13 protein-coding genes are annotated in these 13,095 nt (G+C 67.3%); 2 read left to right on the top strand and 11 right to left on the bottom strand.

From position 1 onward, the window contains the following. Positions 1 to 9 precede the first annotated feature (9 nt). Positions 10 to 558, bottom strand: coding sequence for an RBBP9/YdeN family alpha/beta hydrolase (locus tag LXM88_RS12215; RefSeq protein WP_174383925.1), 549 nt, complete (start codon positions 556 to 558; stop codon positions 10 to 12). 165 nt (positions 559 to 723) lie between these two features. After that, positions 724 to 933 (bottom strand): ornithine acetyltransferase, encoded by a 210-nt coding sequence (locus LXM88_RS12210; RefSeq protein ID WP_006497729.1) that lies wholly within the window; start codon positions 931 to 933, stop codon positions 724 to 726. A gap of 252 nt (positions 934 to 1,185) precedes the next feature. On the opposite strand from LXM88_RS12210, the gene LXM88_RS12205 reads away from it, so the two are divergent. After that, a complete protein-coding gene (locus LXM88_RS12205; RefSeq protein WP_262542535.1) occupies positions 1,186 to 2,895 on the top strand; it encodes a glutamine--tRNA ligase/YqeY domain fusion protein in 1,710 nt (569 codons plus the stop codon). A gap of 132 nt (positions 2,896 to 3,027) precedes the next feature. Here the strand turns inward: LXM88_RS12205 and LXM88_RS12200 are convergent, their stop codons facing one another. The 3 genes from LXM88_RS12200 to LXM88_RS12190 all read right to left on the bottom strand — a co-directional run bounded on the left by LXM88_RS12200 (position 3,028) and on the right by LXM88_RS12190 (position 5,345). Beyond that, the gene (locus tag LXM88_RS12200; protein ID WP_262542836.1) at positions 3,028 to 3,498 is read right to left on the bottom strand and encodes an NUDIX hydrolase; all 471 of its coding nucleotides are present in this window, start codon (positions 3,496 to 3,498) and stop codon (positions 3,028 to 3,030) included. An 11-nt stretch (positions 3,499 to 3,509) separates the two neighbouring features. After that, positions 3,510 to 3,896: an RT0821/Lpp0805 family surface protein gene (locus LXM88_RS12195; protein WP_262542534.1), complete on the bottom strand. Its 387-nt coding sequence runs from the start codon at positions 3,894 to 3,896 to the stop codon at positions 3,510 to 3,512. Positions 3,897 to 4,004: 108 nt separating this feature from the next. After that, the gene (locus tag LXM88_RS12190; protein ID WP_262542533.1) at positions 4,005 to 5,345 is read right to left on the bottom strand and encodes a cytochrome-c peroxidase; all 1,341 of its coding nucleotides are present in this window, start codon (positions 5,343 to 5,345) and stop codon (positions 4,005 to 4,007) included. Between the two features lie 221 nt (positions 5,346 to 5,566). Here LXM88_RS12190 and LXM88_RS12185 point away from each other — a divergent pair, with 221 nt between their 5' ends. Then, a complete protein-coding gene (locus LXM88_RS12185; RefSeq protein ID WP_262542532.1) occupies positions 5,567 to 7,153 on the top strand; it encodes an acid phosphatase in 1,587 nt (528 codons plus the stop codon). Positions 7,154 to 7,256: 103 nt separating this feature from the next. Here LXM88_RS12185 and LXM88_RS12180 read toward each other — a convergent pair whose 3' ends face one another. The 6 genes from LXM88_RS12180 to LXM88_RS12155 form a co-directional block, all read right to left on the bottom strand. Then, positions 7,257 to 8,672: an alginate export family protein gene (locus tag LXM88_RS12180; RefSeq protein WP_262542835.1), complete on the bottom strand. Its 1,416-nt coding sequence runs from the start codon at positions 8,670 to 8,672 to the stop codon at positions 7,257 to 7,259. Between the two features lie 140 nt (positions 8,673 to 8,812). Beyond that, positions 8,813 to 9,508 carry a YoaK family protein gene (locus LXM88_RS12175; protein ID WP_262542531.1) on the bottom strand — a complete coding sequence of 232 codons (696 nt, stop codon included), beginning with the start codon at positions 9,506 to 9,508 and terminating at the stop codon, positions 8,813 to 8,815. Then, entirely contained in the window at positions 9,505 to 10,419 is a 915-nt protein-coding gene (locus LXM88_RS12170) for a glyoxalase (RefSeq protein ID WP_262542530.1), read from the bottom strand. Before LXM88_RS12170 ends, LXM88_RS12175 begins: the two co-directional genes overlap by 4 nt. Before the next feature lie 26 nt (positions 10,420 to 10,445). Further along, positions 10,446 to 10,907 carry a DoxX family protein gene (locus LXM88_RS12165; RefSeq protein ID WP_262542529.1) on the bottom strand — a complete coding sequence of 154 codons (462 nt, stop codon included), beginning with the start codon at positions 10,905 to 10,907 and terminating at the stop codon, positions 10,446 to 10,448. A 1-nt stretch (position 10,908) separates the two neighbouring features. Continuing rightward, a complete protein-coding gene (locus LXM88_RS12160) occupies positions 10,909 to 12,804 on the bottom strand; it encodes an amidohydrolase (protein ID WP_262542528.1) in 1,896 nt (631 codons plus the stop codon). 20 nt (positions 12,805 to 12,824) lie between these two features. Next, a complete protein-coding gene (locus tag LXM88_RS12155; RefSeq protein WP_262542527.1) occupies positions 12,825 to 12,992 on the bottom strand; it encodes a XapX domain-containing protein in 168 nt (55 codons plus the stop codon). Between the last annotated feature and the right edge of the window lie 103 nt (positions 12,993 to 13,095).

Genomic DNA, 13,095 nt, shown 5'->3' with positions numbered 1-13,095 from the left:
GACCGGCGACTACCGCGCGAGCGCGTCCAGCCAGCCACGGGCGGCCGGCCAGTCGCCGAGCCCGCTGTCCGCGTTGATGTGGCCGCGCGGGCCGATGTCGCGAAATTCACTGCCCCACGCGTGCGCGCAGCCGCGCGCGAACGCGAGCGAGCCGTACGGATCGTCGCTGCTCGCGACGACGCAAGTCGGAAACGGCAGCCGCTCGTGCGGCACCGGCCCGAAGCCGTGCGCGTCGGCCGGAAACGCCGGGCCGCCGGGATCGGGCAGTGCGACGAGCAGCGCGCCGCGCACTTTCGCGAGCGCGGCCGGGCGAGCATAGCGCGTCGCCCACCACGCGGTGGTCAGTGTGCCGAGGCTGTGGCCGGCGATCAGCACGGGCCCGCGCGCGGCTTCGACCGCACGATCGAGCGCGAGACACCAGCCGTTGCGGAACGCACGGTCCCAGTCGGGCATCGCGACGCGCGAGAAGCGCGCATCGGCGCGCTCCCAGCGGCTTTGCCAGTGAAGCGGGCCCGAATTGGCGTAGCCCGGCAGGACGAAAACGAGGGGGTCGCTCATGAAAGGATGCGTCGACGAATGGTGTCGTTATGTGATGTCGACGAAGTGTCGCACACCCTCCTCTCCCTGATGCTGCCTGTCAAAAAACCGGAAGGGTGTGCGGTGGGTCGTGACGCGTTCAGGACGATGTCACGACCGGCCGGCGCTCAGGTGCGCCGGCTTCGATCAGCGTACGCCGGCGCCGACCAGGCCGCCTGCTGCCGCACCGGCAACCGTGCCGACCGGGCCGCCCGTGATCAGGTAGCCGAGCGCGCCGCCCGCGGCCGCGCCGATACCGGCATTGCGTTGCGTATGCGTCATCGCGCATGCGCCGAGTTGCGACAGTGCCGCGACGATCACCGCGGTACGAACGAGAAAAGTGGTCTTCTTCATCATGGTTATTGGCTTCCTCCCGCCACGCAATTAAGCGAACGGCGGCATTGACTCGGTAAAGCCATCATAGAAAAACCCGAACGGCGCGGGCAAACCGATTTACGTCGTGTTACAGCGGACACACTATCGAGATATTGCGGTACGCATCGCGAACGCAGCGGCCGTGACCCGCAAGCCGCGCGGGACGGACCCCGGTCAGGTAGAATTACGGGATTAAACCGGCGCGACGCGCCGACACAACCTGACGCCAACCGCATGAGCACCGAACGCAACGACGCCCCCGCGGCTTCCAATTTCATCCGCAACATCATCGACGACGACAACCGCACCGGCAAATGGGGCGGCCGCGTCGAAACGCGCTTCCCGCCCGAGCCGAACGGCTATCTGCACATCGGCCACGCGAAGAGCATCTGCCTGAACTTCAGCGTCGCGCGCGACTACGGCGGCGTGTGCCACCTGCGCTTCGACGACACGAATCCGGAAAAGGAAAGCGTCGAGTACGTCGACTCGATCGTCGACGCGGTGCGCTGGCTCGGTTTCGACTGGCGCAAGGACGCCGTCGATCACCAGTATTTCGCGAGCGACTACTACGACAAGCTGTACGAGTTCGCCGAACTGCTGATCAAGCGCGGCAAGGCCTACGTCGACAGCCAGAGCGCGGATGAAATGCGCGCGAACCGCGGCTCGCTGACGGAAGGCGGCAAGCCGTCGCCGTTCCGCGAGCGCACGCCCGACGAAAACCTCGACCTGTTCCGCCGCATGAAGGCCGGCGAGTTCAAGGAAGGCGAGCACGTGCTGCGCGCGAAAATCGACATGGCTTCGCCGAACATGAACATGCGCGACCCGGTGATCTACCGGATCCGCTACGCGCACCACTACCGCACCGGCGACGCATGGTGCGTGTATCCGATGTACGACTACACGCACTGCATCTCGGATGCGCTCGAAGGCATCACGCATTCGCTGTGCACGCTCGAGTTCGAGGATCACCGCCCGCTGTACGACTGGGTGCTGAACGAACTCGCGGAAGCCGGCATGTTCACGCGCCCGCTGCCGCAACAGATCGAATTCTCGCGGCTGAACCTCACGTACGCGATCACCAGCAAGCGCAAGCTGCTGCAGCTCGTGACCGAAGGCCACGTCGACGGCTGGGACGACCCGCGGATGCCGACGATCGTCGGCGTGCGCCGCCGCGGCTTCACGCCGGAGAGCATCCACCTGTTCTGCGAGCGGATCGGCGTGACGAAGATCGATTCGTGGATCGACATGAGCATCTTCGAGGGCGCGCTGCGCGACGACCTCGACGACAAGGCCGCGCGCACGGTCGCGGTGCTCGATCCGCTGAAGCTCGTGATCGACAACTATCCGGAAGACCTCGAGGAAGCGTGCACGGCGCCCGTGCATCCGCACCATCCGGAGCGCGGCGTGCGCACGTTCCCGATCTCGCGCGAGCTGTGGATCGAGCGCGAGGATTTCGTCGAGAACCCGCCGAAGGGCTATTTCCGCCTGTTCCCGGGCAACAAGGTGCGCCTGCGCTACGGCTACGTGATCGAGTGCACCGGCTTCGACAAGGATGCCGACGGCAACGTGACGGCCGTGCACTGCAACTACTTCCCGGACAGCAAGTCGGGCACCGACGGCGCGAACACGTACAAGGTCAAGGGCAACATCCACTGGGTCAGCGCGAAGCATGCGCAGCCGGCCGAAGTGCGGATCTACGACCGCCTGTTCAAGGAGCCGCATCCGGACGCGGGCGGCGCGAACTTCCTCGAAGCGCTGAATCCCGATTCGAAGAAGATCGTGCAGGCGTACATCGAGCCGGGCAACGACGACATCGCGCCGGAAACGCGTCTGCAGTTCGAGCGTCACGGCTACTTCGTTGCCGACCGCGTCGATTCGAAGCCGGGCAAGCCCGTGTTCAACAGGATCGTCGGGCTGCGCGACAGCTGGGGCAAGCCGGCCTGACGGCCTGCTCCGCGTGCGGCGCGCGGCCTGGGGCCGACGTCGCGCGACCATGAAAAAACCGGCCCTCGAGCCGGTTTTTTTGTTGCATGCATCGAAGCGAAGCCATGCGGCGGCGGTAGCCACCGCGTGCGTTCACGCGCCCGACAGCCGCCGATGCAGTTCCGCGAGCGACAGCTTCGTGCGAAACAGCCGCGCGAGGCTGCGGCTCGCATACGCGTCGATATCGCCCGGCACGGTCCAGCGGTACGCATCCATCTCGGGAATCATCGAGCCGTCGCGACGGCTCGGGAACAGCGACGTGCACGTGCACCGAGCGGGATCGATCTCGCCGTCCGCCACCTGCACCGCGAACAGGTGCAGGTCCTTGTCGTGCCGGTACGCGAAGCGGCCGAGATCGAGCAGCCGGGCCGGCGCGAACTCGATGCCGGTTTCCTCGAGCAGTTCGCGCAGCGCGGCGTCGGCCGGCGTCTCGCCGGGTTCGCCCTGCCCCTTCGGGATGTCCCAGTGCGTGGTATCCGTCGCGTGCGCGAGGAACACGCGACCCGCCGCGTCGAGGATCACGACGCCGCACGACACCGTGCGCGGCGCGCCGCCCCGCTTCATCACACGCGTGCTCAGTGCTTCTGCAACTGCCACTTGCCCGCGGACGTCTTGCAGTAGACGGGCTTGAGCGTCATCGCCTGGCCCTTCGCGGTGATGTCGGTCGTGATTTCGCGGCAGGTCTTGCCGTCCGTCTCGGTCGTGGTCGGCGTGAGCTTCGCTTCGATCTGCGTGCGGCTGCCGCTGTTCTGCCACGTCGTCGTCTCGCCGTCCTTGCCTTCGTCGCGCACCTTTGCGGCGGCCTTCGACAGCGACGCCGTGTCGGCCTTGCTGAAATAGCTGAGCGGCGTGTCGGTCAGGAAGTTCAGGTTGTTCTGCGCATGGGCGGGCAGCATCGCGGCTGCGCACGCGGCACCGGCCAGCACACGCGTGACGACGGAAAGGGATGCACGCATCGACATGTTGTTCTCCTTGGATGTTCGATCGAACGGCGCGGTGCATGCCGGCGAACCGGCACGCGCCACGCCCGTCAGCGAGCGAGCATAGCATGCGTGCCGCGTGCGACGCTTTTAGCGGGCCGCCTGCGTCGCCCCCGGTTGATATCCGTCAGTCAGCGTGCCCAGGAACGCGATCACGTCCTTGATCTCGGCCGCGTTCAGCGCCGGCTGCTCGCCGCGCTTGCGGTCGAACGGCGGTTCGCGGTTGATGTTCGGCCAGTAGCGCTTCGGCAGATCGTCGTAGATCTGCACCTTGCCGTGCACGACCGGGTAGAACTTCTCCGGATGAATGTCGCGCTCGACGTAGAAGCGCATCACGTCCTCGAGCGAGTGATACACGCCGTTGTGGAAGAACGTCTTGCGCAGCGCGACGTTGCGCAGCGACGGCGTGCGGAACAGCCCGCAGAATTCGTCGCGGCCCTTCAGGTCGGTGCGCTCGGGGCCGCACGCGCCGAGATCGTGGAAGCGCGGGTCGCGGTTGACGGGCAGCGCGCGGTTGCGCGGCACCGCGATCGCGATCAGCCCGAAATCGCTGAACTGCGGCGGGCCGCCTTCAAGCGTGCGCTGGCTGATGTGGCAGCTCGCGCAGTTGCCCTTCTTCTCGTCGTTGAACAGTTGCAGCCCGTGCAGCTCGGCGGGCGTGAGCTGCGCGCGGCCGGCCAGGTACGCGTCGTACTTGCTCGTGTACGGATCGAACAGCGCCGGCTGCTGCTGGAACGCATCGAGCGCGCGTAACACAGCGTCGAAGATAGCCTGATCGTCGCCGAGCACCCGCTCGCCGAACGCGTTGCGGAACGCGTCCGCATACGGCGCCGCGCGCACCGCCTGCGCAACCCGCGCCGGCGAGCTGCTCATCTCGAACGGCGACAGGAGCGGAATGCGCGCCTGCGCGTCGCGGGTGTCGACGCGGCCGTCCCAGGTCAGCCCGCCGGTCGGGCCCGCGTCGATGCTTTCGTCGCCCTCGTCGGGCGAATCGTGGAAGTGCTCGCTGAACGGCGGGATGCCGCGCACGTACTTCAGCGACGGCACCGCGCGAAACCCGGTGCGATGCATGTCGTCGCCGCCGAGCTGCACCGACAGCGCGTTCGGCGGCCCGAACGCATGTTCGGCACTGTGGCACGACGCGCACGCGAGCTTGCCGGAGCCCGACAGCGACGGATCGAAGAACAGCTGCTTGCCGAGCGCCGTCATCTGCTTCACGCCCTCGAACACCTGCGCGCGCGTCTGCGGCTGGCTGGCCGGTGCGACCGCCGGCGCGGCCGGGGCGGCCGGCACGACAGACGCGGCCGACGCGCTCGCGCCGGGCTTTGCATCGCAACCGGCGAGCGCCGTGAGCCCGGCAGCCAGCGCCAGGGCCGCCGCGGCATGGATCAACGATCGCGCGGACGCAAAGGATTTCGGAGTGGTGAGCATCGTCGTTTTATTGGTAGCGGTGGGCAATCGGCCGGAGCTTATGTCAGTTCCGTGACCGTCGCATGACGTTCCACCGACAGTCAATTGAAAGCACCCCTACACCCGCCTGTCAAATGGGTTCCAGATAATGCGCGCAGCCGGTCGGCGCCCGGCGCCTGCTGCGCCGGCCTTAAGCCAACCCGGTTCCCACACGCGACCAACGACGAAAGAGAGAACACCGCATGAAGAAGCACGCCTGGATTCGCTACACGCCGATCGCCCTCGCGGCCGCGCTCAGCCTGACCGCCTGCGGCGGCGACGACGTCACGCAACAGGGCCTGTCAGCCGTCAAGAACGTTGTCGTGATCTATGCGGAAAACCGCAGCTTCGACAACCTGTACGGCAACTTCCCGGGCGCGAACGGCCTGCAGAACGCAACGGCCGCGAACTCGGTGCAGAAGGATCGCGACGGCTCGACGATGGCGACGCTGCCGAAGGTCTGGGGCGGCCTGACCGCGACCGGCATCACGCCGGCCGTCACCGAGGCGATGACGGCGAACCTGCCGAACGCGACGTTCGCGATCGACGATCCGAACGGCTTCAACCAGTCGATGAGCATCGCGACGCGCGACATCGTGCACCGCTTCTACCAGGACCAGATGCAGATCGACGGCGGCAAGAACGACATGTACGCCGCGTGGACCGATGCCGGTGGCCTGACGATGGGCCACTACACGCCCGACCCGTCGAAGCTGCCGCTGTGGAAGATCGCGCAGCAGTACGTGCTCGCCGACAACTTCTTCATGGGCGCGTTCGGCGGCTCGTTCCTGAACCACCAGTACCTGATCTGCGCGTGCGCGCCGTTCTACGCGAACGCGAACACGAGCCCCGCGGCCGGCAAGATCGCCGTGTTGAACGCGGACGGCAAGTCGCTGAAGGTCGCCACGAACTCGCCCGCGTCCGCGCTGAGCGGCCCGCCGAAGTTCGTCAACGACGGCGCGATCACGCCCGACTTCTTCGCGGTCAACACGATGCAGCCGCCGTATCAGCCGAGCGGCAACAAGGCAGCCACGGGCGGCGACCCGCTGCTCGCCGACCCGGCCAACGCGTCGACGATGCCGGCGCAGACGTCGACCAACATCGGCGACCTGCTGACCAATGCGAACGTGTCGTGGGCATGGTATGGCGGCGCGTGGGGCCAGGCGCTGCAGGCGAGCCAGAACGGCACGTCGAACGTGATCTACGGCGCCGACCTGTCGACGCCGAACTTCCAGCCGCACCACCAGCCGTTCAACTACTTCGCGAACCAGGCGCCGGGCACCGCGAGCCGCGCGCAGCACCTGCTCGACGGCGGCGCGAACGGCGCCGAGTTCATCAAGGCGATCGACGCGGGCGCGCTGCCGGCGGTCACGTTCTACAAGCCGCAGGGCAACCTGAACGAGCACCCGGGCTACACGGACGTCACTTCGGGGGACCAGCACATCGCCGACGTGATCGCGCACCTGCAGGCGAGCCCGCAGTGGAAGAACATGGTCGTGGTCGTCACGTACGACGAAAACGGCGGCTTCTGGGATCACGCCGCGCCGCCGACCGCCGACCGCTGGGGCCCGGGCACGCGCATTCCGGCGCTGATCGTGTCGCCGTATGCGAAGAAGGGCTTCGTCGACCACACGCAATACGACACGGGCTCGATCCTGCGCTTCATCACGCGCCGCTACTCGCTGCCGCGCCTCGCGGGCCTGCAACAGCGCGACGACGCGCTGAAGGCCAACGGCGCGCAGCCGATGGGCGACCTGACGAACGCGCTCACGCTGTCGCCGAACCTGTAACGGCATCGCGACGCACGGGCCGGCAGCGTTGCCGGCCCGGACGAACGAAGGGCGGCCTCGCGGCCGCCCTTTTTTCATGGGTACGCGTCGTCGCGCCCGTTCGTCACCACCCGTATTTCAGCTCGACGCCGACATAGTCGGCGTTGTGCCCGCCCGCCTGCCGGATCGCATCGCCAACCTGGAAATGCACGGCCTCGACCGCGCCGATCAGGTTCGCGGCAATCGTCCAGTCCGCTCGCAGCTGCACGTACATCCCCGTCCACAACCCGCCCTTGCCTGCCGTGCCCGGCACCACCGCGTTGCCCTGCTGGTAGACGGCGTCGCCGGTCGTCTCGCGCCACTGGAAACCGAGCGCGCCGAGCAGCGACAGGTTCGGCGACGGCTTCAGCGTCACCGACGGCTTCACGTGGATCAGGTTCGAGTAACCGGTGTAGCCGGCGAGCGTGAAGTAATAGCCGTTCGGAAACAGCGGGTTGAAGGTTTCGACACGGCCATCGTGCGGATGCCGGTCGCCCGACGCCGCGTCGACCTGCAGCGCGACGCGCGGCGACCACGGCGCGTCAAGCCGATAACCGGCGATCGAACCGACGGCCCACGCGCGAATCGAGCTGCTGCCGACCGTGCCCGTCTGCAGCATCGTTTCGAGATCCCAATCGAAGCGGCCCTGCGTGCCCGTGTAGCGCACGTCCCACACGTCGCGGCGCTCGGCGCCGCTCGCGTCGAGAAAACGCGCGTTGCTGCGGTTGTAGCGCGACCAGTAACCCGACAGATCGCCGGGCCCGACCGACTGCCGCTCGACGCGCACGCCGCTGAACGTGAGGTCGCGGTTCGACACGTCGTCGAACGCGGTTACGGTGCGGTTCTGCACCGGCTGCGTCGCATACGCGATGAAACGCCACTTCTGGTATTCGTAGTCGGCCCACACCGCATCGAACGCCTGCCGCACGTTCGGGCCGTCGCGCGCGGCGATGAAGCGCTGCAGGTCGAACGCCATCTCCTGCCGGCCGACGCGGAACTTGAACGTGCCGCCGCCGAGCGCACCCGTGTAGGTCGCGAATGCCTGTTCGAGATCGAGCGGGTTCTTGTCGACCGGCGAGATCGTGTTCTTGCCGAACGCGCGGTCGTCCTGCAACTGCACGAAGAACTGCCAGTGCTGGCCGAGATGCGCATCGGCATGCACTTCGACGCGCTGGATCAGGTACGTGTCCGATTGCGCGGAGCCGATCCCGAACAGCGGCGCGTTGTTGCTCTCGATGCGCTCGCGCAGGTTCACGCCGAGCGAAAGATAGGAGGCCGGATCGTTGCCGAGCGGAATGTACTTCAGCCCGTCGAGCGGCTTGCGCGGCACGCACGGATTCGCGAGCACCGACCAGTTTTCCTGCCAGCGGTTGAACAGCACGGTCGGCCGCTTGGCCGTGCACGTCGATGCAGGCGTGCTGTCGGCTGCCGCCGGTGACGTCGCCGTGTCCGCGAACGCCGCATCGGCACCCGCGAGCAGCAGCCCCGCGACGATCGACATGCGGGCGGCCCGGTCGAAGCGGCTGCCGCGTGTCGTCGCGGTATGCGGGCCGCTTGTCGCGGCGATCCGCTCGCGACCGCGTGCATCAGTCCGGCCCGCCTGCCCCGCGCGGTCGCGACGCGCCCCTCCATGCCGCACGATCATGCATGCTCCTGTGTAACCGAACCGGCGGACATCCCCGCGCATGCAGCCAGCACCGCGAGCGCACCGACGGGCACAAGCAGCGCCCAGAACCCGGCATGGCGAAAACCCAGCGCACCGCACACCGCGCCGAGCGCGAACGCGACGATCGCCGGCAGCATCTTCGCGAAGCGCGCGCGTGCCGTCGCGCGTGCGCTGTCGGCCGTGCCGGCGGACAGCAGGTCGACGACGTCGAGGATCGCCTGCGTGACGTTGCCCGTCATCACCGTGTTCGGCACGCCGGCGCGCGCGATCACGCGCGGATGTGCGTTCTGCACGCCCATCGCGAACGTGCCGACGATGCCGGCCAGCAGCACCGGCAGGCTGTCCGATTGCGTCACGGGTGTCGCCCATACGCCGGCCGCGCAGAAGCCGAGCAGCAGCACGGCCTGTACCGCATGCAGCGCACGCGTGCCCTGCCATGCGGGCCGCCCGGAAAGCGCGCGCGCAATCAGGCTGCTCGCGACGACACCGCACACGAACGCAGGAAACACGCTGAGCTTCAGCAGGATGCCCTGCCCGAACCCCGCGACGCCCGCGCCGATCAGCACGAAGTTGCCCGTCACGTGCGCGGTGAACAGCCCGAACAGCGCGACGAAGCTCAGCGTGTCGACGAAGCCGGCCACCGCGGCAAGGATCGTGTCTTCGTGCTTCATCGTGCCGCGCTCGCGTGAATCTCGGCGACGTAGCCGCCCGGGAACTGCACGAGCGCCGCGTCACGCCCGTCCGCCGTGTACGACGGCACGAGCACGTTCGCGCCCGCGGCCTGCGCCTTCTTCAGCGTCGCGGCCAGATCCTGCACTTCATAGCCGGTCATCTCGTGCCCGTACGGATACGGCAGTTGGCCGTCCGTCACGAGCACGGTCATCTTGCCGAAGCCCGACGTGATGCGAATGCGGCGATAGGTATCGTTCGGCCGGCCGATCTCGATGCCGGGCGCCTTGAGGTTGTCGGATACCACCTTGCCGTTCGAGAACTTGACGAAATCGTGGACGAACTTGCGCACGCTCTGCGGCGACACGTACACGCGATTCTCGGGGATCGTCTGCAGTGCGTCGTACTTCGGCGCCTGCGTATGCCAGTAGAGCTGCATCTTCACGCCGCCCGTCCACGCGATCACCGCATCGCGACCGATCGGATCGGGGAACGTGTCGACGATCACTTCCGCGCCGTGCTCGCGCGCCACCTTCATCGCCGCGTCCATGTCGGTGACGAGATAACCGGTGCGCTCCGCGCCGAACGGCCAGGGCACCGGCGTCTTGAAACCGAACACGGAGATCGTGCCGGACGGCGTGAAAACGAGTTGCGACATCGTCTGGCTCGGGGTCGGCGTGACCTGGAACACGCCCTGCTTCGACTTGCTGCCGCCGAACGTCGCGACGAAGCTGTCGGTGAAGCGATCGAAATCCTCGGGTGCCACGTACACGTGCGTCGTATCGTATTGCGGCCCGACGGCCAGCGTCGGCGTGGCCGCCGGCGGCACGGGCGGCTTCGCGTACGACGCCGGCGCCGCGACGAGGCCGGCGGCGATCGCAAGCGCGAGCAAAGCGGAACGAATCGTTTTCATGACTGGATTTCCTTGTTGTTTCATCGTCATCGAGTGATGCGGCCGTCGCCGGCCGTGTGCTTCGCATCGGCGAGCAACGTCGCGAGCACGAGTGCGGCGATCAGCCCGAGATGCTCGAAAAAGCTGTTGAGCGCCATGAAGCGCGCCACGCCCGTCTGGTTCCAGAAGTCGTTCGCCACCAGCATCGCGACGAGCGTCAGCATGCCAAGGCTGCCGGCGCCAAGCCACGTGAAGCGGCGAAACACCACGCACAGCGAGCCGGCGATCTCGACCGCGATCGCAAGCGCCGCCCACAGCGCGGCCGGATGCAGGCCGAAATGCGCCTGCTCGGCGACCGCGCCGTCGAAGTCCAGCGCCTTCGCGACGCCGCCGATCAGGTAGGCGGACACCAGCGCGAGGCGCACGAGCGGCAGGACCCACGGCTGCGCCAGCAGCGCATGGACCCAGGCCGGGTTGTCGAAGCCGCCGCGGTTGGTCGAGGTGGCCATGTCAGATCGCCCAGCACGAACAGCCGAACGCGCCCCAGAAGCCCTTCGCGTCCGATGTCGGCAACGTGCGGCCCCACGCGCTCGCATGCGCATGCGCGTGTACGTTGCACGCGCTCGCGCAGCCGCACATCGCGGCAGCGGCAGCCGCCGCGCGCTGCAGCGGTGCACCGTTGCGCTGCGTCGCGCCCCAGCCACCATAGCCGCCGTACTCGCGCACCGGCGACCAGTCCGGCATCGCGGGCGGAATCGGCGCGTCGTGCGACGCAAACGGCCCCGCGCCCCATACGATCTTTCCGCCGACCACCGTCAGCAATGCAGTCGTGTCGACGATATCGTCCTCCGCGCATGTGAAGAAATCGCGATCCGGGACCACCAGGTCGGCAAGCTGCCCGACCGCGATGCGCCCTTTCTTGCCCTCTTCGTTCGAGAACCACGTCACGTATTCGGTCCACATCCGCAGTGCAGTCTCGCGATCGAGCAGGTTGCGTTGCGGATACATGCGCATCCCGCCCACCGTCTTGCCCGTCACGAGCCACGCGAGCGACACCCACGGGTTGTACGACGCGACGCGTGTCGCGTCGGTGCCGGCCGACACCTTGATGCCCTTCGACAGCATCTTCGCAACGGGCGGCGTCGCTTCGGCCGCCTGTGCACCATAGCGCTCGACGAAGTATTCGCCCTGGTACGCCATCCGGTGCTGCACCGCGATGCCGCCGCCCAGCGCCGCAATACGATCCATCGATTTCTCGGTGATCGTTTCCGCGTGATCGAAGAACCAGTTCAGCCCGTCGAGCGGGATGTCCTTGTTGACCTTCTCGAACACGTCGAGCGCGCGGTCGATCGTTTCGTCGTAGGTCGCATGCATGCGCCACGGCCAGCGGTTCTGGGCGAGCACGCGCACGACGCCTTCGAGATCGTCCTCCATCTGCGCCGGCAGATCGGGACGCGCAACGCGGAAATCCTCGAAATCGGCCGCCGAGAACACCAGCATCTCGCCCGCGCCGTTGTTGCGAAAATAGTCGGTGCCGTCGTGATACTTCGTGCTCTTGGTCCAGTTCACGAAGTCTTCCTTCTCCGCATTCGGCTTCTGCGTGAACAGGTTGTACGCAATCCGGATCGTCATCTCGCCCGCGTCGTGCAGCTTGCGGATCACTTCGTAATCGTCCGGGTAATTCTGCGAGCCGCCACCCGCATCGATCACGCCGGTCACGCCGAGGCGGTTCAGTTCGCGCATGAAGTGGCGCGTCGAGTTGTACTGGTATTCGAACGGCAGCTTCGGCCCCTTCGCGAGCGTCGCGTAGAGGATCGTTGCGTTCGGGTTCGCGAGCAAGAGCCCGGTCGGGTTGCCCGCCGCGTCGCGCAGGATCGTGCCGCCCGGCGGCTCCGGCGTGTCCTTCGTGTAGCCGACCACACGCAGCGCGGCCGCGTTCAGCAGCGCGCGGTCGTACAGGTGCAGGATGAACACCGGCGTATCGGGCGCGGCCGCGTTGAGTTCTTCGATCGTCGGCAGGCGCTTCTCGACGAACTGGTGTTCGGTGAAGCCGCCGACCACGCGCACCCACTGCGGTGCGGGCGTGATCGCGACCTGCCGCCTGAGCATCTCCATCGCGACGGCAAGCGAACGCACGCCGTCCCAGCGCAGTTCCATGTTGTAGTTCAAACCACCGCGAATCACGTGCGTATGGTTGTCGATCAGCCCCGGCAGCACGGTGCGGCCGTCGAGGTCGACGACCTTCGTCGCGCGGCCCGCGAGCGGCACGATGTCCGCGTTGCCGCCGACCGCGACGAAACGGCCGTCCTTGATCGCGACGGCCGTCGCGACGGGGTTCGCACGATCGAGCGTCGTGATGCGCCCGTTGTGCAGGATCAGATCAGGTTGAGTGTCGGTAACGCTCATCAATTGAGTCCTCGATGCAATCAGAAGCCGAGCCAGTGACGGATCGGTGCGATGGCCCCTGCGCCGATCAGCATGCCGGCCAGCCCGACCAGTGCAATCAGCGGCGGTGCGGGCGAGCGCACCTTGATCACGCTGTACACGACGCCGACCAACACGCCGGCGCCCAATGAAACGACATACGATTCCATACGCTCCCTCCCGACTGGATTAGAATGACCCGCATTGCCGCCCGCCCGGGCGCCGTGCGCCGGCGGCGCGATCCGCTGCCGCCGAATCCGCTTCGCTTCCCTG

The organism is Burkholderia sp. S-53 (assembly GCF_025560745.1).
GTDB lineage: Bacteria > Pseudomonadota > Gammaproteobacteria > Burkholderiales > Burkholderiaceae > Burkholderia > Burkholderia pyrrocinia.
The sequence above is the reverse complement of the archived record's forward strand: the minus strand, read 5'-3'. Positions and strand labels throughout refer to the sequence as shown.

Coding starts and splice junctions, on each gene's coding strand:
- LXM88_RS12215 (WP_174383925.1), bottom strand. CDS start 558: ATGAGCGACCCCCTCGTTTTCGTCCTGCCGGGCTACGCCAATTCGGGC.
- LXM88_RS12210 (WP_006497729.1), bottom strand. CDS start 933: ATGATGAAGAAGACCACTTTTCTCGTTCGTACCGCGGTGATCGTCGCG.
- LXM88_RS12205 (WP_262542535.1), top strand. CDS start 1,186: ATGAGCACCGAACGCAACGACGCCCCCGCGGCTTCCAATTTCATCCGC.
- LXM88_RS12200 (WP_262542836.1), bottom strand. CDS start 3,498: ATGAAGCGGGGCGGCGCGCCGCGCACGGTGTCGTGCGGCGTCGTGATC.
- LXM88_RS12195 (WP_262542534.1), bottom strand. CDS start 3,896: ATGTCGATGCGTGCATCCCTTTCCGTCGTCACGCGTGTGCTGGCCGGT.
- LXM88_RS12190 (WP_262542533.1), bottom strand. CDS start 5,345: ATGCTCACCACTCCGAAATCCTTTGCGTCCGCGCGATCGTTGATCCAT.
- LXM88_RS12185 (WP_262542532.1), top strand. CDS start 5,567: ATGAAGAAGCACGCCTGGATTCGCTACACGCCGATCGCCCTCGCGGCC.
- LXM88_RS12180 (WP_262542835.1), bottom strand. CDS start 8,672: ATGTCGATCGTCGCGGGGCTGCTGCTCGCGGGTGCCGATGCGGCGTTC.
- LXM88_RS12175 (WP_262542531.1), bottom strand. CDS start 9,508: ATGAAGCACGAAGACACGATCCTTGCCGCGGTGGCCGGCTTCGTCGAC.
- LXM88_RS12170 (WP_262542530.1), bottom strand. CDS start 10,419: ATGAAAACGATTCGTTCCGCTTTGCTCGCGCTTGCGATCGCCGCCGGC.
- LXM88_RS12165 (WP_262542529.1), bottom strand. CDS start 10,907: ATGGCCACCTCGACCAACCGCGGCGGCTTCGACAACCCGGCCTGGGTC.
- LXM88_RS12160 (WP_262542528.1), bottom strand. CDS start 12,804: ATGAGCGTTACCGACACTCAACCTGATCTGATCCTGCACAACGGGCGC.
- LXM88_RS12155 (WP_262542527.1), bottom strand. CDS start 12,992: ATGGAATCGTATGTCGTTTCATTGGGCGCCGGCGTGTTGGTCGGCGTC.